The sequence below is a fragment of the Aestuariivirga sp. genome (genome assembly GCF_965227715.1).
Lineage (GTDB): Bacteria > Pseudomonadota > Alphaproteobacteria > Rhizobiales > Aestuariivirgaceae > Aestuariivirga.
Map to the genome: position 1 here is coordinate 2157115 of NZ_OZ245771.1, position 18483 is coordinate 2175597.

Sequence of the window (18483 nt, forward strand, 5' to 3'; positions counted from 1 at the left end):
GGGCCACTCTGAACAGGAGAGTAGTAGATGCTCACCATTGGGATATCTGGAGATCTCATCAACAGCGACGGCCGGCCAATTCACCCGGCCGTCGACTTCTCCACCGAACTTCACAACAGAAACGTCAAAGTGCAACGTGTTCAGATGTCTTCAGATAGGTTGGTCGTCCCGACGACAACTGATCAAGTCGACATATTGGTTCTAGGTGATTGCGGTGTCGACAGAGGCGAGATCCTCTCAGGTCGAAGAACACGAATGGTTTGCCGTTTTGGCAAGGGTCATGACGACATAGACGTCAATGCAGCTTCCGCAAAGGGCATTCTTGTGACGCGGGTGGTCCAGGCCGGTGAAGATTCGATGGCGACAGGGGTAATCGCGCTTGTTCTAGCCCTCGCGACACAACTACTCAAACGCCGCACCATAGTCATGGACCCTTCCGGAGACTGGGATGCCCCCTTGGCACATGGCGCAGTTGGCCTCAAGGGGAAAACACTTGGGATCGTTGGATACGGGCGGATCGGGCGGGCCGTGGCCACTCGGGCGCGATGTTTTGGGATGACAATAGCGTATTATGATCCGTTGGCATCTGTCGCAGACTTGCCGGGTGATCGGCGGGTGGGGCTAGATGAGCTGATGAGGACGGCCGACTTTATCTCAGTAAATTGCCCGCTGAATACAACGACGCGGGGACTCATTTCTAGCGAAATGTTAAACCTCATGAGACCAGGCAGTTATCTCGTTAACACCGGTCGGGGTGCGGTAGTGGATGAAACAGCTCTCTACGATGCACTAAGGTCGGGGCATTTGGGCGGAGCAGCACTTGACGTCTTTGCAACAGAACCACTTCCACCGGATAGCCCCCTTAGGGCGGTTCCAAATCTACTCCTGACGCCCCACGCAGTTGGAGTAAGTGACGAGATGTACGCTGAATATATGCAGTCAGTCGCGGCATCTATTAAGGAATTGTTAGATGGAAGATGTCCGCACGATGCGCTGAATCCCGAGGTGTTTCGACCCTTGTGAACGCTAACAAATGAAGGTGTTCTTTCGCTAGACTGGTTGAATAGTTTGCGTCTATCGACACTGGGTCATTGGCGTCACGTGGATTGTTGTGACTTGGATCAGTGCTGATAGCCGCACAAGCGTCATGCTGAGTTCATTGGGACCTTGGGATCGCATCGATGTTCGCCACGAGCTTCGCGTTCCGAAATTGCCGTCCTCCACTCGAGTTTTGCCGGCACGATCTGGCAAATCAGAGCGTTGAACCTATGGGATTTTCTAAAACGTGCAGTCGGATCGCTAGCAGCTCCGCTTGAATTCAGCCCGTGCTCTCGGAGGAAGCGTTGTATGAGTTGAAGACGCTCTGACGAACGGCAGATCCAAGGCTTCAGGCGAATGCGAGAATGCACGCCGAGGGGAGATGATGGTTCAGCTTGAAGGCGGATTGAATTTTTCAGCTGTGGCAAAAGTGTACATTTGCCACATCGCGCGGAAGCAAGTCGCGTTTCAACCTCGCCGCATTGCTTCCAGCACCGCGAGCTCGTGTGACATGTTGGTCGGTTCTTCCAAAAACTGGTCAAACAGATCGGCGATACAGCGCCGTTCACCTATTTCGTACGGCGCAAAGTGGGTGCGAATTTCGCATTGAAGCTCCTTCGAGGGTTCCACGTTGTCCTTGAGGCTCATAGCCGAGATCCACCAGGTGTTTCCCCGATGCCGCTTCAGGCAAATCATGGCAGGGCTCGGGCAACTCCATTCGTAGAACTGGGATTCGCCGCTAAATGCATCCCAAAGGTGATCTTTGAGGCAGTTGCGATATCGCTCCGCGATTTTGATTAGTTCTGAACCATTGGGAATGAAGCGGAGCTTTGCCCCATCTGGGACCACTTGCGTTGGAAAGGACAGAGCGTGGTAGATGTCTTTCAAGGCCGCCCGAAATCCCTTGCCAACACGAATGAGGCGGTAAAGCCGTTCCATCAGCGCTTGCTTCCCTGGGAAGCATTGCCGCTGAATACAGTCGTGGAGTTCGAGGAACCGCATGGGATCGGCGATTTCGATGAGCTGACGCGCTAGGGCGTAGGACTGCAGCTGCGTGGGAAAGGAGAAGAGCAAGGAGAGTGCTTTGGTGTCGATGGCGGGGGCATGGGACAGCGTTCGGCGCAATGCTTCGTTTGTCGAAAGCGTCGCGTGGAATGAGACATAGAACTCGGGCGAAAGAGCTTCCGGGCCAAGCTTTCCATAGAGCCCGATCAGCCCACGTTCCGACGATCCGTATCCAGCTTCGATGAGTTCAGCTGACCGGCAGGTCAGTAGACTCGCCCGCAGCTCGGCGACATCTCCCCCTGAAAGAGATGACATCTGCGGTGCAATGCGTGGCGAGGCGAGATAGGCATTCCATACCTGGCGGCGACTGACGTCCGTCAGCAGGTACACCGCGAGCAAATGACCCGGAAAGACGTTCGTGACGGCACCGACAAGTGGCCCTGCGAGCTTACAGGCCGGGATCTGGTAGTCCGTCGTGACCTGGGCGCACTTGATGAGATCTGCAGCACAAGCGAGATCGTAGGCGTGATTGATCGTGGTCTCCATAGGGGATGACTCTCCTGTCATTGATATTCTGGGGGTGGAGCGGTTCGGAAGGGGAGAGCCGCGGCCAATCTGTCGGCTTGGCCGCGGCGCAAGGTGCTAAAGGCGCCTCAGCACCCGTATGGGCCGTTGGGACACGACGAACCGCCGGCCTTCCTGCCTTAGGTAGCTTGGCGCGATGTCAGATCGCAGGAGGCTCTTCAACCCGTCGCTGTCGAACAGCCACACGGCCCGAGGCGTTACCGCCCTCACCACGGTCCAGTGATGGTATCCCCCTCCCAGAAGCACCAGGGCCGCGGCTCTTCGGTCAGCTAAGGCCGCCTGAAGGGCAGCCATGGGATCGGTCTTGTGATTGCTTTCCCCGACCTGGCTCAGGGTTAATGTCTCGACCGAAAACCCTGCCCCGGCTTCAAAGCGCTTCAGTACCATGGGCAGGAGGGCCTTGTTCAGCCATGGCGGGGTGCCGTCGTCGAGAATGCGCCGGATGCCGAATAGACGGTCAGCCCGGCTCATCACGTAGCCGAACAGATCTTCCCAGAAGAGCTTGTCCAGCCCGTCGTTCGGTCTGGTCAGGAGCCTTAAGGCGTTCACGATGGCGTACTCTCCACATAGGGGGTCGAGGTGACCCTGCTGGAAGGGCTTCAGCCGGTATTGCGAGGGTTTGGGTCCCCATCGCATCCGCTTTGGCTTTGCTTGGCCTTGCGAAGCCTTTGGGCGGCGTTCCTCGCGATGTTCGGGCTTGGTCAAGGTGTCAGTATTCATGGCCAAGCATCACTGTGAGAACGCGAAGGGTGACCTTGGGATTGGCCGGGTCAGGTGAGAGGAGGGTCTGGGTTCGATCGTAGCAGTCGATCTTCCAGATGATCCGCTCGCCCGCCACCTCCATCACCGCGCAGTCGTGCTCATCCCAGGGGTCATTGTCAGCGTTGAAGTCTGAGAAGGAGGCGACTGCCTTCAGGACCTGACGGGTCGTTGCGGGTGGCAGGCTGGCGATCCCTGCCGTTACTCGCCACACGCCTCCATGGGCATGCAGCCGCAAGTGATCGTTGAGCTCTCGGATCTTGGCCCGTCGCTCCTGTTCCGCCTTCTTAGACGGCTCAAGCTCGGTTTCAGGCATGGCTATGCGATCGCTGTCCGTCATGACGGAACTCCGTTGTTCAATGTGGTTGATGTGGATTTGTGGGAAAGGTCGGCCCTCATCGGACCAGACGAACCTGGATCATGTCGGTCCAGGCAGGGGTCTAGCTGCGTGCTAGAGCAGTCTCACGAGGCGGCGTTGGGCGACACCGTCGCCTTCGATGTATCGTTCAGTGGTTTGGATCGACCGATGGCCGGCAAGGAGTTGCACGTCCCGTAGAGATCCCCCTGCCCTATGCACCAGCTTGGCGGCATTGGTAATGAAGGTGCGCCGCCCGGAGTGGGAAGAGCAGCCCTTCAGACCGACATCGGCATACAGGACGTGGAACCAGTTCACGACCGCTTTGGGGTTCATGTGGCTGCCGCGTTCCGAGCGGATAACCGCCGTTTCGAGATCAACTGGCCCTCCCGCGAAGGACCGTCGCCGCAGCCGAACGAGGGTCTGCCGGAGATCGGCTTGCAGCGGCAGCCGGCGGCCGGACCCGTACTTGGCCGCCGACCCGGGCAGTTCGATGAACTCACCGATGTCACCGTTGCTATCGGTGATCATCGCCCAAGTGAGCTTGGCAATCTCACCGGCCCTTAGGCCAGCCTTCACGCTCAGTAGAATCATTGCCTTGTTCCGCGTCCCGTGACGGCCCCGGGCCACGAGCGAAATCGCCCGGCGCACGTCGGTGGGACGGAGAACCTTCGCTGGTTGTCCGTTCATGGTAGTCCTCAACATGTGGTGTATTGTGGGAATGTCGGGTGGGGGCAAAAATCGACCCCAATCGCCCGGCCCTGTGATTTTAGCACGACTGTTCAAATTCGTCAAGTACTTGAAATTAATCAGTTTTTAAGCTATTTTCCACGCCTGTCACTCTTTGTTAGTGACCTAAACCGATGGCCGTCCGTTGGACCGGCGATAGTGGGCAAAACACGGCGGCATCTAGCGTCCCGGATGAGAAGATCGATATCCACCGGGGGGACTTCAAATGCCAACCGGATTCCAAGTAGGGGTTTGATGCTAAGCCTGCCATGCCGCGAGATCGCGCTCCTCATCCGCCTGCCCGCGATAGCGATGACGATCACCGGCTTCCTTGCGGCGACACACGCAGGCGATGGCGCTGCACCACGCCTCCTATCCGACGTGCTGCTGGTGTGCTCGGTCATCTAGGCAGCGGCACACATCATGCTCCTTCCCGCAAAGAGCGCCCTCTCACCCCGCCGAATCTTCGGGAGCTGCGCCTCCACTCCGCCCACGTGAGGATGAGGTGGAGCGCGACGCATCGGCGCGGAACGTGAATACCGGAGAAATGGATAATCCCCGGTTTCATCCTGACCATAAAATTCATCAAAGTAAGCATGGATCGTGAATTGGCGCTGATTGGCCTTTGCCGATCACGGCTTCCCCCATAATGCTGCGGCGGCGCAGCTAGCCGTGACGGGAACCCCATGAACAGACTGAAATCCTTGGCCGTGCTCTTCGCGGTGACGCTCAGCCTTGTCGCCCTCCCGGGTTGCAAGCAAACGGATGTTCTCGTCATCGAGAAGACGGCGGACGCGCAGCACGCCCGCATCGGCGTTATGACGGGCTCAACCAGCGAGGCAATCGCGACGCAGCAGTTTCCACAAGCGCATATCCAGAGCTTCGACAATGTCGCCGATGCCTTCGGGGCGCTGAAATCAGGCCAGCTCGATGCGATCATCACCGCCTACTCGACCTCGCTTCTGCTGGTGCGCCGGAACCCGGACCTCCGCCTTCTCGATGAAAAGCTGAGCATTGAGGACACGGCAATTGCCGTCCACAAGGGCAACACCGAACTGTTCACAGCGGTGGACAAGATCATCTCGGACCTCAAGGCCGAAGGCGCCTTCCAGTCGATGAGCCGGCGCTGGTTCAAGACCGGCCCCGGCCCCTATGAGCAGATCGACATTCCGCTTCCCGCCACGGGCGAGCCGCTGCGCGTCGGCGTCAGTGCCACGCGCGAGCCCTTCAGCTTCGTCGACGAGAACGGCCGCGTCTCCGGTCATGACGGAGACCTGGCGCGCCTCATCGCCCAGCGCCTGAAACGGCCCGTCGAGTTCCATGACATGAAATTCCTCGCCCTCATCCCGGCCCTCCAGTCCGGCAAGATCGACATGATCGTGACCGGCATGACGGCCACCGACCAGCGCCGCAAGTTCGTGGATTTCACCCAACCCTACTATGCCAACTCACAGGTGATGATGGTGCGCAACTGGGCGGCGGGTGTTGGCCCCGCCACGGCGGAACCCGGTTTCTGGGATGGCTTGAAGGAGAGTATCGAGAGCAACATTCTGGCGGAGAAGCGCTACCTGCTCTTGTGGGAGGGGCTGAAGGTCACGTTTATCATCTCGGTGCTTTCCACCCTGTTCGGCACCGCACTTGGCGGTATCGTGTGCTTCATGCGGATGGCGCGCTCTCCCCTGCTCCAGGTGCCGGCGAGGATCTTCATTTCGGTGCTGCGCGGCATTCCCGTCGTGGTGCTGCTGATGCTGATCTTCTACGTGGTCTTCGCATCGGTGAACATCAGCCCGGTGCTGGTGGCCGTCGTCGCCTTCGGGCTCAACTTCGCGGCCTATGCGGCGGAGATCTTCCGCACCGGCATCGAGGGCATCGAGACCGGGCAGACCGAGGCCGGCCTCGCAATGGGCTTCAGCCGGAAGAAAACATTCCGCCTGGTGATCCTGCCGCAGATGGTGCGGCGCATCCTCCCCGTCTACAAAGGCGAGGTCATCTCCATCGTGAAGATGACGTCCATCGTCGGCTACATCGCGGTACTTGACCTGACCAAGGCGAGCGACATCATCCGGGCCCGCACCTTCGATGCATTCTTCCCGCTGGTGCTCGTGGCCGTTCTCTATTTCCTCATGTCCTACATGCTCATTGCGCTGATGGACTGGGCCGAGCGCCGCACTGACCCGCGCCGCAAAACGCGAAAGGTATCCGCAGCATGATCCGCGTCGAAGGCCTCACCAAGACGTTCGGCACGCACACCGTGCTGGACGGCGTCAACGCCGAGATCCGCGCCGGCGAAGTGGTCTCGATCATCGGGCCATCGGGCACTGGCAAAAGCACCTTCCTGCGCTGCCTGAACCTGCTGGACAAGCCGACGGGCGGCAAGGTGACGATCGATGGCATCAACACGCTGGCGCGCAACGCCGACGTGCCGGCGATCCGCCAGAAAATGAACATGGTGTTCCAGTCCTTCAACCTGTTTGCCCACCTGAGCGCGCTGGACAATCTCACGCTGGCGCCCATTCACCTCAAGGGAACGCCGCGCGCCGTTGCCGAGGAGGAGGCGACGGAACTCCTCCGACTCGTGGGGCTGGCCGAGAAGCGGCACCACTTTCCGGACCAGCTTTCGGGAGGGCAGCGCCAGCGCGTGGCGATCGCGCGCTGCCTCGCCATGAAGCCCGAGATCATCCTGTTCGACGAGCCGACCTCGGCCTTGGACCCCACCATGGTGGGAGAGGTGCTGTCGGTCATTCGCCGGCTGGCCAAGGACGGCATGACGATGGCCATCGTCACCCACGAAATGGAGTTCGCGCGCGATGTTTCCAACCGCGTCTTCTACATGGACGAGGGCGTTATCTACGAGGAAGGAACGCCCGAGCAGATTTTCGACAATCCGCAGAGGCCCCGCACCATCGCCTTCGTCAATAGGCTCCGGAGCTACGAGCACCATATCCGGTCGGCGGATTTCGACCTCTACGCCATCCATTCACAGATAGAGATGTTCTGCGACAAGCACCTACTGTTCTTCACCGCGCGGCACAATCTGCTTCTGGCGGTGGAGGAGGTGCTGGAATTGTCCCGCCCGCACATCGGCGCCGGCGGCCTGGTGGTGAAGATATCGCACTCCGAGAGAAACGGCGACGTGACTGCGAGCTTCACCGGCGGGCCGGCCTACCCTGACGTCCTGGACGCCAGTGGTGACGGCGAATTGGAAGCCCGCATCGTGCGCTCGCTGGCGCGGAATGTGAGCTTCACGGCTGATGATAAGCAAGCGTCGCTGACACTGCTGCTGAAGGCGGCGTAAGAGTGGGACAGAGGCGCTCGACCGGCCGTCGCTCGGTTCCCCTCACCTCCCCCATGCGCTCGCGACGGTCACACGAATTTCGTGTGGCAAAAGTGACAATTCTCCATGAGTCCATTTTCAATAGGAATTTTCCCGCACGTAGCGTACCTGCTAACTTGGTGGATGTATGGGTACTTTCGGCAAGTGGCACTGAAACGCCGCTCTCTAATTCTCAGTACTACTCCAGCGATGGCGGGGGATTTCGAGGGCCATCCATCCTATCGCAGCTCACCCCCATTGTAGATCTTTGCGCTCTAAACATTCCTCGCCCACAACTTGATGAGAACTCCAACATACTCGAATGCGGCTTAATCTCTTAGGTCATCATCAAACTGTGGTGGCACCGGTTCGGCCATTCGCATCTTGGTATACCTACGCCATATCCACAATCCAAAATCAAAGAGCCCCGCAATCAGCACCACAAATATAGCAAATCGAAGATCAGCCTTGACCCCGAAACTTTCGAATGGCGCGCTTCTTACTCTATAGTACAAAAGCTTTGCCCACGTATGTAACGCATGATCCTCTCCTGGATCCGTCGAAATCTCGAAATCTAAGTCGGACACTGCACTCAAGTTTCTAATCGAGGAATCATAAAAAGGAGGTCGAATCTCGATCTCCTCCCTAGCCGCTTCAAAGATAAGGACTACCTTCCATGGTGAGATGGTGACCATTTCAGCAAGTACATAATCGTCCCGATATCTTATGTAATTCGCGACTGTTGCAATCTCTTCCGGGATGAGCTCATTGAGGCGCTGAATGAGACGATCCCCCCTCAATAGCGAGATACTCTTTGCCGGTGGATTGCCGCATGTATTGTCAACAAGGCATCGCTCATCGTGATCAAAGCCTAAAGCCGCCACTACGCCAGGATCAATGTCGACTTTGTCAACCAAAGGCGACATGTTTGTCGCCACCTCTCCTGAGGGACTCTTAACAATCCAGAGAAGTGAACTCGGATAGAAAAAGGAAATCCGCTTCCAAGAAAGGATCCGCTGCGCCCGCTCATAAATTTGTTTCAGAGAAGATGGACCGAAGTCTGGAAGTTCGAAAAACAGTTCGCAGGACTGCGGCTCGGAATATGAGCCAACCGAGTTGAATATCGGCATTGCAGTTAGGAAGCGTAACTGTCTCCATTTGAGAGCGTTTCGTATTTCTCTTGGCACTTCCCTTGCTGTTCCGTTTGGTTCTCCACAATGCCTCTATAGATTGGCAGGCTTATCTGTCGGCCAGTAGCACCCTTGATTGGTCGCTCTTCCGGGTCGAATGCAAATGATACAGTTGATGCGTCTGCTGTTATGGAGACCACGGCCGTGGCATATTTGAACGGAACCCAAGACGGTGCGGTCCATAGATCGACTCTTATCTGGTCAAATGGATTATATTTGAGAATGCTGAAGACAGGTTGTTGGTTGAGGCTTCCGTCGTTCTCATAGAGCCGGCTGACCACGTCCCAAGAAGACCATGCCAAGTATGCCGTATAAAGCATTATACCCGCGTAAAGGCCTCGCAAGACTTTAAGCGAGAGATCCTGCATGTCCGTACGATCTCCTCTCCCTGAGCGTTTAGTCTAACATGCGAACTTCCACAGTTCCCCCACAACAACGAACGCGAATGCGAGACGGCTACTTTACGTTGGTATAATGTCGCTGCTACCGTTGGAAGCCTTTGTAGTAGCCCCCGTGGAGCATCTGCCTCACGATTGGATCATTGGTTCATTGAAGAACCAGAGTTTGCAACAGCGGCTCCTCGTAGCACAAGGCCTGAGTGACTGATCGCAAGTCTTTAATCACACCGTGCTTGCAAGCTGCTCTGCCCCCAAGAAACTGGACCATTCTGAACTGGAGTTTTCGGCTGTAATCTCCCTGGCTGGGAGGAGTGGAGACGATGAAGGCATCAAAGTTCACGGACGCCCAGAAGGCGTTCATCCTGAAGCAGGGAGCGGACGGTCATCCCGTCGCTGAGCTCTGCCGGAAAGCCGGAATTTCGGGTAGTCTCCAGATTCTTTCGCACATTTTTTCAAGCGACGGCGGCTTCGGTTGGGTTTTCCTCGGCCTGAAACAGTGGCCGCATGTTCATGTACCGTTTCGTTGACCACTGCGTTCCAGCAATGTGCCGTAGACGGGCAGCTGCAAGGTTGAGGCAGGACTGACCGTCCGGGAATGCGCCAACCACGCGCGTGCGGCGCCGGATCTCCCTCATGATGCGCTCCAGCGGGTTGTTGGTCCTGATCTTGTGCCAGTGGATGTCAGGAAAGGCATAGTAGGTCAGCGTCTCGTGTACCGATTGCTCAACGAGATCGGCCGCCTTGCCCATCTTCAGAAGCCGCAAATCGGCGATGATAGCCTTGGCCTTGTCGTCGGCTGACGCCCGGTTCTCCTGAGCATGGATAGCCTTCAGCATGTGGCTCACGTCTCGTCCCTTGGTTGCGGGAACATGGCTGAATACATTGCGGTAAAAATGAACCATGCACCGCTGCCACCGGGCGTCGGGCAGATACTCGGCGGCACTTTCCACGAGGCCGCGGCAAGCGTCTGAAATGATCAGTCTCACGCCCTTGAGGCCGCGCTCGACCAGGTGGCGGAGGAAGGCGGACCAGCCAGATTTGTCCTCCTTGGCCCCTTCACAAATCCCGAGGATCTCCCGGAAACCCTCGGAATTTACGGCACTTGCCACGAGCAGGGAGACATTGCGAACTTCACCGGCCCAGCTGCGCTTCATCACAATCCCATCGAGATAGAGGTAGGGATGCTCGCCCGTGATGGCACGGTTCCGCCAGACATCGATCTTGGCGTAGATCTTCTTGTTCAGGTTCGAGACCGTGGCGGGGCTCACACGGGTGCCCCACAGCGCCTCTGTGATGTCCTCCACACGCCTGACAGATACACCGGCCAAGGTACATCTCGATCAGCGATTCCTCGACAGACGCCTCTCGGCGCCGGTAGCGCTCAATGATGGCCGTCTCAAAGACCTGCTGGCGCAGCTTCGGAACCTTCAGCTTCACTTCACCTGCTGAGGTATGCAGCGTCCGGTCGTAGCTGCCGGCCCGGGTATCGATCCGATCAGCGCTGCGCTGGTAGCGTCCAGCCCCGCACAGCTCGTCTGCCTCGGCATCGAGCATCGCGTTGAGCGTCTCCTCAACCGGTCCACGGACCATCTCACCGAGGTGGTCACGAATCCGGGCCTCATCAATCTTGATGACTTGCCCCATCGATCTGCCTTCGTTCTCTTCCTTCATGGCCTCTTTCCTCCTTCAATTTGAAAGAAGCCGCCGGTTTTGAAAAGTGCGAAAGATTCTGTACGTTATCACCGATAATGCGTGCATCGAGGCGTTCAACAGCAAGTTCCGCAGCGAATGCCTGCACGCGCACTGGTTCATGAGTCTTGACGATGCCCGCTCGAAGATGGAGGATTGGCGCAGATACTACACGAGGAAAGACCCCACAGCGGGATCGGCCAGAACGTCCCGATTCAGCTGCACAACTCCGGCGGCGCATCCAGCCCGTCACTGGCGAAAGAGGCCGAAAACTCCAGCCTCAGGTGATCCAAGGTTTGGGAGCGGAGCAATGCCGCCGAGACTCTACCCACGATTGGATCGTAAAATGGGCTCACACCACCATGCCACTGCGAATGCTCTCAAATATCTTCCATCTATCTCCTCCTACTCGCGCGCGAGGAAGTGCTCTCTCTTATGGGGAGGCCAAGGCAAATTTCGGACAGTGACTCACTGCGGTCTAATATCATCGATCACTGAACCTACTGGCATGTCCCCCGAAAGCACCACAAGAGACCACAAACCCAATACAACTCTCGACAGGCGCTCGAGCGCTTCTACATTTGCCGACCTCTCTCGAAAGCACCTTACCATGGAGTTGATGGATCCTCTGCTTAGACCAACGTGCTCTGCCATATCACTGTCTCTAACAACTTCCAGTGCTGAGATCATCCATTCGTCACCCAATAACATTGGGCTAATATAAATCCCACTTTTGCTTGGAATTGATACTCCACATTGTGCGGCTACTGCTTTGAGATTCTCCTTTTCTCCAAGAGGTCTGCATGTGGGTCCAACAGAATGTATTGCAAGATCGAGATAGGGAAGCCTACTCTCTAGGCCCGCTAGTAGGTTTGGGATATCACTGTTTAACGAAGAAAGATGCCCGGGCAATCTGTACTGCCGGTCAAAAGAGAGCCACCTATAAGGATCCTCCTCAGTCAACATCACCTGCAGTTCTTCGGATGTGCTGAGCAAAGGATCAAACTCGAACCACCTGCCTAGCCATCGTATCTGTTCCAATTTGAGGAGGAGCAGCGGATGCCCCGGACTTTCCATTCCGTAGTAGGGATAGCCGCCAAAGATTTCGTCCGCCCCCTCTCCGGACAGTATACTTTCAACTCCTCGTTCACTTGCGACATTGCATAACAACAGAAATCCTAGCGGTGTAAGAGAAGTAATCGGCCTCTCTGCGGTACGGACTAAAGTTTCAATCCGGCCTCTGCATGACGTCCCAGATAGCGAGACACAAACATGATCGCCGGTTAGCAGTTCTCCATGCTCTCTGATGTGAAAGACTGCCTTTGCACGGTTCGAAGGCCACAGCACAGATAACACAGACGAATCTAGCCCTCCACTCCAGAAGAGACCAGCACGGTCAGTATCAACTCGCAGCGCGATTGCTTCCGCTAAGGCGTCGACCAATTCACCCGTGTCGCCCTGCTTCGTTCCGCCCCAACTCTGAACTTTCCTCATTACACTCCGCCCTCGACCCACCTTTAAGCAATGACCAGGCGGGAGAGCGAAAACCCCAGAATAGATTGTCGACTTGGGCGATACACCGAACCATAAGCTGTCAGACAGCGCATTTCGGTCGTACAACCCGTCCTTGCCCAGCAATATGGATACCGCTTTCGCAGATGACCCAAAGCAGGTCCTGCCTTCAGTTTGCCCAAAGAAGAGTGGATGAGAGCCAAACAGGTCGCACGCAAGAATAACTTCCTCCTGATTGGCATTCCAAAATCCAAACGAGTACTCACCAATTATATGGAAGAGACCGTCCCATCCTCTGCTTTCAAGCCAATGGGCCAAGATGAAGCTGTCAGAAACATCAACGTCGTGTTTGATGTTCATCAGCGCAGCAAGTTCTGGAGCGTTGTATATTTCTCCATTAAAGACCAGCACACACCCGGTGGAGGTAACAATCGGCTGTGGCTTTGTTCGATCACCGCTTCTGGGTAATCGCCGTGCTAGAAAATCGAACTTGGCGCCTCTAACCCGCCCCCAAATTGTGCCCCTGTACTCGATAAGACCAGCTACATTTCTCCACAGATTGTCAGAAACCGGAGCAAAGACGGTACCCAGAAAACCGCACATTTTAAGGTGACTCCCACGACAAGCTCAATTAGTCGACTTACCGTCTACACATTGATGGCTGCGCGAGTTAAGACCGCATTTGCGCGCTGCGCTCGCAAGTCATCCACGATGGAGTTTACCGAAGTAGAGTCACGTTGAGTTTATCCAGCCGGCGTTCCACCACTCTACGATTTGACCGCCCAGTACGGGTGGCTTTACAACTTTTCGACATTCGTACGGCGAAAGAGAAATTCCAACATCATACTCTTTTCCCGCGAACTGAAATCCAGCTCTTATGTAATCTCTAATTCTGTCGGGTATGATTCCACCATATTTTTGCGCAATTCTGTCGAATGAAGCCTCTCTCAAAAACAAGAAGAAACTGATCTCGGCGTGACCGCTATATCTGCTATTTTCTGTGTCGTACAGAGATGAGAATACCAACGGATACCACTTTTCGTTACATGTGGAAAATGTCCACCGGGGAGAATTTACAATACTAGACCATTCCTCGGGCGCACACTCTTTCCAATCACTAGCGTTCTTAAGTATTGTATTGGCTACACGCACAAGACGGTCAAAAGAATATGACGGACCTGTCCTCAAGTGGAGGACAAATCCATCCAAATTCGATTCTTGGCTTGCTATCTGGCGGAGTCCAGACAGACATATTTCCACAGCTCTTGCTAATGGAGTGCCTTCCTCCAGAACCTCCGAAACTCCTAACTGACAGACCTTTGCAAAAGGGCATAGTGATGCCGATCTGATATCATACCTGTCTTGCATCTACTTCAATTCCCCAGCCTTTCTTGCAAGAAGACCATGAAAGCAGAGCATAGAATAGAACGTCGACCGTTCTGAAAAACCTGCCTCAGAAAGAAGAGCGGCATTTTCACTTTGGCGCAACGGAACCAGCACCCCCGCTAGCGCAGCTTTTTTGTTCTCGATCTCATCGCTGCTGTATCCCTGACGTTTCTTGTAGTCGGCGTAACAATCAGACATCAAGAATTCAAAGGTGGCGTCCTCTTGAAGGACTTTTTCAACGAGAAGCAGGACCCCGCCTGGCCGAAGGCACTGATAGACAGCACATAGAATCTTCGGTCGATCTTCAGGAGACATAAATTGCAGAACCAGAGACATCACCACGACGTCCGCTGAATTCTTGTGAAGCTCAATAGTATTCTGTGCTTTGTCGCATATTAGCTGGACGCGAGCTTCGAACGTTGGGTAGAGCCGGTGGCGAGCTCGGTCAATCATCGGCTCCGATGAATCCACGCCTATGACTCTTGCCTCAGGCAGTGAAAGAACTATCCGTTCTATGGTCTCTCCAGTAGAACAGCCAATGTCGTAGATCGTTGGACGAGAGGTCGAACATCTGCGGATTAAGTCCACAAGTATTTGCTGAAGCTCATTGTATGCAGGTATGCTCCTGCAGATCATATCGTCGAATACACCCGCCACGCGTTCTGTGAATTCGAAGCGAACTCCCTTTCCGAGTGCGCCGTTCTTGAAAATCTCGTCTCTCAACATTGCCTCCCATCCAATCTCTTGTTGGATATCAGGAATTCTGGGGTGGCCTCCTCTTGGCTGTCGGTCACTAGAACCTTCGGCAAATGATCGTTCCAGGTCCAGGACATTGAGAAGTCGTAGGCACCCGCACCATAAAATATCAGCGGCGTTCCCTCTGGAACACACCCAGGTCCAACAACCCCGTCAGCCAGCAGGTCGCTCTCATAGCATAGTCTACCGTAAACATCATAAGTGCTTTCTCCGCCAGTTTCCCCTAAGAACTCGACGGACCGAGCGCTGCGATAGCGGAGAAGGTGTGTCCCACCATTGGTAAGAAGTAATTTTCTTCCATTGGACAACTTTTCCGCGATCACTCGAACAACGAGACTACCCGCGCATTCGACTATACGTCGGCCTGGCTCTGCAATTAGGTGAAGGTCGAGCGGGTCAATGTCGAGGTGCCTGACAAGTTGTAGAAATCCTTTTATGAATAGTTCATCAACTTCCTGACCGTTACAAGAAGTTGGAAACCCTCCTCCAATCGAAATCTTCAGGTTACGTTCCCGCCTAGCGAACTGTTGCCAGCTGCTCAATGCAACGAGGAACATCTCGACGTGTCGCGCCGGAGAGCATCCGATGCCTCCCACATGAAAGTGAAATCCACCGACGGAGAGATTTTGACCACGCGCATACCTACAGACATCACCAATATCCTCTTGGGGAAAGCCAAACCTGGATGTTTGGGTTGATGTAACTGTGTGAGATATTCTCAAGAGCAACTTTGGATTTCGGTCTGAGAACTCGCGTAGAGTATCAAGTTCTGATCGATTATCAACGTTGATTGTTGCTCCCACTTGAGTAGCAAGATCAAGAAGATCCCGCGATTTTCCAGAGCCGTTCACATAGATACTGGTTGCCGGATGACCATCCGCCAACGCCCATCGTAATTCTTCAGCTGATACGACCTCCGCGCCACATCCAGATGCCTTCAGCACCCTGGTGATTTCCTGTAAACTATTTGTCTTGTACGAGTAGGCCGCATCGGTCCTCGGGAACGCGTCCCTCCAGTTCTCTAAAAATTCAAGGCAAGCACTTCTGGCGACCTCTAAATCGAATAGGTAGAATGGCGGATTTATAAACTGTAGTGCCCTACCAATTTGACTGCGCATTAATGCGTTTGCCGTCATCTTTCAATCTTTCTCAACACAAGCAGCCGAGAGCTTTGATATCGACAATGCTCGGCGAGCAAGAGCCTGGTGCTAAGAAGCCGCCGTCGTATATCTGGGACGCTGCAGCTCAACTTGACTCTGTCAGGCAGCTCCTTCTCGATGAAGTCGTCAATGAATGTTTGAATTTGCTCGCGTTCCGGCGGGTCAGAGACAATCTCGACCTCACCCTCAATATGGTATTGCTTCAGAAATAGGTCCTTCCAGTACTGTAGGTCGTGAGAGATGTTGGGAGAATACCCAATGTAAGTCGCCAACTCGTTTATGAGTGTTTTTGGAGGGCGAGTGTTATAATACAAAATGGTAGGCAGCAGCATCCCTTCAGCGGCAAGAACTCGGGTGACTTCTCTTAATGCCGCTTCTCTATTGCGTATGAAGCCAAAGCTAGCACCGCATACAGCGTGGCTGAATACCGAATCAGGAAACGGCAATGCGCATGCATCACAGACAATATAAGAGCCAGAGATTCGATTTCGCTTGAAACACTTTTGACGAGCCTGTCGTATCGCAATTTCTGAAATATCTACGCCAGCGAAGGAACAGCGCACTTTGCTATAAAGCTGTATGGAAGAGAATCCGGAGGAGCACGCCAAATCTAGGAGATAGCTCTTATCTGTGATTCCTGACAACCTCACGATTAAGTTGATTGTGCAGTCTCCGCCAGGTGGTTGATTTGGATAACCCGTCATTCCGACGAAGTCGGGGTAACTCATCGCTGATATGTCAAATCTGTCAGCGTTACAGTGTCTATGTGGCATATTTGGACGCGGGAGCGCAGACAAACATCATAAAATAAGGAACTGTCGTTGCTTTTGCTAGAAGTACTTCGGAAGCGATTTTCGCATTCCTATCGACCGTTGGTTCACTGCAGTCGATGACCTGCAGCCCAGCATCTGTTAGATAACGAAAATAAGTACTTACATTGCGCTTAAATGAATGAACCGATGCAACTATAGTGTTCCCGTTTTCATCTTCTCGCTTCTTGGTTATCGGGCCCTCGTAGAAATAATCTCGAATTACAAACTCATTGTACGGCTGCTTATCATTGCCAGTATCTTTTCTCCAGAATCCGGAATCTTTGAATGGATGTGGAATAACTAGAGCAAGTCTCCCGCCAACCTTTAGCGACTTCGCCATGTTCTGCAGAAATACATCTGGCTGTGAAATATGATCGATGACTAGAGATGCGACAATCAGGTCGTATGCACTTGAGCTTATGAAAGTTTCCGCTTCCTCCAACTTAATTTCAATTTGCTCTTCAAGGTGCGGTGGGATCGACAGACGGAATTGCTCGAGCATGCCAGGAGAGCTATCAATCGCTGTTACAGTGTGACCGCGTTCCGCAAGCTGAATTGCGAGAACCCCATTCCCACAACCAACATCCAATACTTTGAGTGCTTGCTTGCCAACTACTAAGTCAATGATCGCCTTATCAACAAGGATAGAATTAAGAGAAGTGCTCTTTCTTGATCGTGCATATTCTTGACTGAGTACGTCAAAGATGTTGGCTGGCCAGACCTCTGATGTTGCAGGTACATCCCGGGAACTCCTGTGCTGGCAAGCGCAATTGGCATTTCTTGTAAAGCCATGCTCATGGACCTTACACGTGACGGAGTCGATCAGCAGCTGGCGTGCCTCGGTGCGGCATTCCAGGCCTGCCAATCGTCGAATTACCTCGTTCGCGCCCATAGCGGATACAAGCAAGTTCAATGGACCATAGGAGGCGGCTTGATAGCCTAAGTTGATATTGGTCCTGCTCATTGCGAGCTCTTGCTGGTTCAGACGAGCGCAATTAAGGCATCCGGTAGTGCCCGGAACCAAGAGTGGTCCGATTGATCCATACTGCTCAACGTATCCCAGAGTTATATAGGGTACTTTCAGTACTTGGGCCGCCTCGTCGACCCACGAGTGAACCTCTTGGGGCTTGTCTGCAGACACGACAAGGATATCACAGCCACGAAAGTGCTCATATACGAAGTCAACGCCATCTATCGCTTTGTCGACTGTGTTGACGTTGACGCTTGCATTCTTTCGACGTATCTGACGCTTGGCTGCTTCAACCTTTTTCTCGCCGATATTTATTTCGTCGAATAGTATGCTGCGAGTAAGATTGGATTCCTCGACGAGGTCTCCATCGGAAATTGTGATGCTCCCCACGCCTGCAGCTGCGAGCATTAGAGCAGTAGTTGACCCAATTCCACCGGTTCCGACTATTCCGACACGAGAGTTTCGAAGATGTGAGGTGACTATTCCATAGTCACAACTCAGAAGACGAAAATAGAGATCGTGTCGGTCGTAGCGACCTAAGTCTCGCACATCCTCGATAAGGCCGGCGGCGGCAAGATCGTCTAAAACTGCCAAGAGCAGTTCAGTGTCTATCTCTATAAACTTTGTCTTTACCTCCTCAAGTTGACGTGGCTGACTTAAAAAAGTCAAAAGCTCGAGAAGAAAGCCCGGTGGCGATTCAATAAGCATCCTGTTCGGAGGGTAATTTCCGACTAAAATTGCCCCTTTTTCGGAGAAGAAAGATAGCTCACGACGTATTCGAATGCTCTTATTCAGCGACTTTGAGCTCTCCGATTCCACGATGAAA

General features: G+C 54.3%; 16 protein-coding genes and 3 pseudogenes. 6 read left to right on the top strand and 13 right to left on the bottom strand.

Annotation, left to right across the window (positions count from 1 at the left end):
- The first annotated feature begins 27 nt into the window (after positions 1 to 27).
- Entirely contained in the window at positions 28 to 1023 is a 996-nt protein-coding gene (locus tag ACO06F_RS10100) for a 2-hydroxyacid dehydrogenase (RefSeq protein ID WP_421696553.1), read from the top strand.
- A 483-nt stretch (positions 1024 to 1506) separates the two neighbouring features.
- Here the strand turns inward: ACO06F_RS10100 and ACO06F_RS10105 are convergent, their stop codons facing one another.
- The 4 genes from ACO06F_RS10105 to ACO06F_RS10120 all read right to left on the bottom strand — a co-directional run bounded on the left by ACO06F_RS10105 (position 1507) and on the right by ACO06F_RS10120 (position 4432).
- A complete protein-coding gene (locus tag ACO06F_RS10105; protein ID WP_421696554.1) occupies positions 1507 to 2589 on the bottom strand; it encodes a hypothetical protein in 1083 nt (360 codons plus the stop codon).
- 96 nt (positions 2590 to 2685) lie between these two features.
- Complete coding sequence (locus tag ACO06F_RS10110; protein WP_421696555.1) at positions 2686 to 3348, bottom strand: hypothetical protein; 663 nt, start codon at positions 3346 to 3348, stop codon at positions 2686 to 2688.
- Positions 3338 to 3727, bottom strand: a complete 390-nt coding sequence (locus tag ACO06F_RS10115) for a DUF3768 domain-containing protein (protein ID WP_421696556.1) — start codon at positions 3725 to 3727, stop codon at positions 3338 to 3340. Before ACO06F_RS10115 ends, ACO06F_RS10110 begins: the two co-directional genes overlap by 11 nt.
- Positions 3728 to 3838: 111 nt before the next feature.
- Positions 3839 to 4432, bottom strand: a complete 594-nt coding sequence (locus ACO06F_RS10120; protein ID WP_421696557.1) for a tyrosine-type recombinase/integrase — start codon at positions 4430 to 4432, stop codon at positions 3839 to 3841.
- Between the two features lie 294 nt (positions 4433 to 4726).
- Here ACO06F_RS10120 and ACO06F_RS10125 point away from each other — a divergent pair, with 294 nt between their 5' ends.
- The 3 genes from ACO06F_RS10125 (at position 4727) to ACO06F_RS10135 (ending at position 7766) form a co-directional block, all read left to right on the top strand.
- On the top strand, positions 4727 to 4879 hold the full coding sequence (locus ACO06F_RS10125; protein WP_421696558.1) for a hypothetical protein: 153 nt from the start codon (positions 4727 to 4729) through the stop codon (positions 4877 to 4879).
- Positions 4880 to 5157: 278 nt separating this feature from the next.
- Positions 5158 to 6681: an ABC transporter permease subunit gene (locus ACO06F_RS10130; protein WP_421696559.1), complete on the top strand. Its 1524-nt coding sequence runs from the start codon at positions 5158 to 5160 to the stop codon at positions 6679 to 6681.
- Positions 6678 to 7766, top strand: coding sequence for an amino acid ABC transporter ATP-binding protein (locus tag ACO06F_RS10135; RefSeq protein ID WP_421696560.1), 1089 nt, complete (start codon positions 6678 to 6680; stop codon positions 7764 to 7766). Before ACO06F_RS10130 ends, ACO06F_RS10135 begins: the two co-directional genes overlap by 4 nt.
- A 347-nt stretch (positions 7767 to 8113) precedes the next feature.
- Here ACO06F_RS10135 and ACO06F_RS10140 read toward each other — a convergent pair whose 3' ends face one another.
- Together ACO06F_RS10140 and ACO06F_RS10145 are read right to left on the bottom strand one after the other, a co-directional pair.
- Positions 8114 to 8710: a hypothetical protein gene (locus tag ACO06F_RS10140; protein WP_421696561.1), complete on the bottom strand. Its 597-nt coding sequence runs from the start codon at positions 8708 to 8710 to the stop codon at positions 8114 to 8116.
- Between the two features lie 209 nt (positions 8711 to 8919).
- Positions 8920 to 9342: a hypothetical protein gene (locus ACO06F_RS10145; RefSeq protein ID WP_421696562.1), complete on the bottom strand. Its 423-nt coding sequence runs from the start codon at positions 9340 to 9342 to the stop codon at positions 8920 to 8922.
- Positions 9343 to 9692: 350 nt separating this feature from the next.
- On the opposite strand from ACO06F_RS10145, the pseudogene ACO06F_RS10150 reads away from it, so the two are divergent.
- Positions 9693 to 9794: pseudogene (locus tag ACO06F_RS10150) on the top strand (transposase); the annotation flags it as partial.
- 30 nt (positions 9795 to 9824) lie between these two features.
- On the opposite strand, the pseudogene ACO06F_RS10155 reads toward ACO06F_RS10150, so the two are convergent.
- Positions 9825 to 11016 (bottom strand): annotated as a pseudogene (locus ACO06F_RS10155) (IS256 family transposase).
- Positions 11017 to 11113: 97 nt separating this feature from the next.
- Here ACO06F_RS10155 and ACO06F_RS10160 point away from each other — a divergent pair.
- Positions 11114 to 11349 (top strand): annotated as a pseudogene (locus ACO06F_RS10160) (integrase core domain-containing protein); the annotation flags it as partial.
- Positions 11350 to 11529: 180 nt separating this feature from the next.
- Here the strand turns inward: ACO06F_RS10160 and ACO06F_RS10165 are convergent.
- From ACO06F_RS10165 to ACO06F_RS10190, 6 genes are all read right to left on the bottom strand, one after another.
- A complete protein-coding gene (locus tag ACO06F_RS10165; RefSeq protein WP_421696563.1) occupies positions 11530 to 13176 on the bottom strand; it encodes an asparagine synthase-related protein in 1647 nt (548 codons plus the stop codon).
- Between the two features lie 129 nt (positions 13177 to 13305).
- The gene (locus ACO06F_RS10170) at positions 13306 to 13941 is read right to left on the bottom strand and encodes a hypothetical protein (protein ID WP_421696564.1); all 636 of its coding nucleotides are present in this window, start codon (positions 13939 to 13941) and stop codon (positions 13306 to 13308) included.
- Complete coding sequence (locus ACO06F_RS10175; protein ID WP_421696565.1) at positions 13942 to 14685, bottom strand: methyltransferase domain-containing protein; 744 nt, start codon at positions 14683 to 14685, stop codon at positions 13942 to 13944.
- Positions 14679 to 15851 (bottom strand): hypothetical protein, encoded by a 1173-nt coding sequence (locus ACO06F_RS10180; RefSeq protein ID WP_421696566.1) that lies wholly within the window; start codon positions 15849 to 15851, stop codon positions 14679 to 14681. Before ACO06F_RS10180 ends, ACO06F_RS10175 begins: the two co-directional genes overlap by 7 nt.
- On the bottom strand, positions 15848 to 16648 hold the full coding sequence (locus tag ACO06F_RS10185; RefSeq protein WP_421696567.1) for a class I SAM-dependent methyltransferase: 801 nt from the start codon (positions 16646 to 16648) through the stop codon (positions 15848 to 15850). Before ACO06F_RS10185 ends, ACO06F_RS10180 begins: the two co-directional genes overlap by 4 nt.
- Entirely contained in the window at positions 16638 to 18476 is a 1839-nt protein-coding gene (locus ACO06F_RS10190) for a ThiF family adenylyltransferase (RefSeq protein WP_421696568.1), read from the bottom strand. The genes ACO06F_RS10185 and ACO06F_RS10190 overlap by 11 nt, the downstream gene beginning before the upstream one ends.
- Between the last annotated feature and the right edge of the window lie 7 nt (positions 18477 to 18483).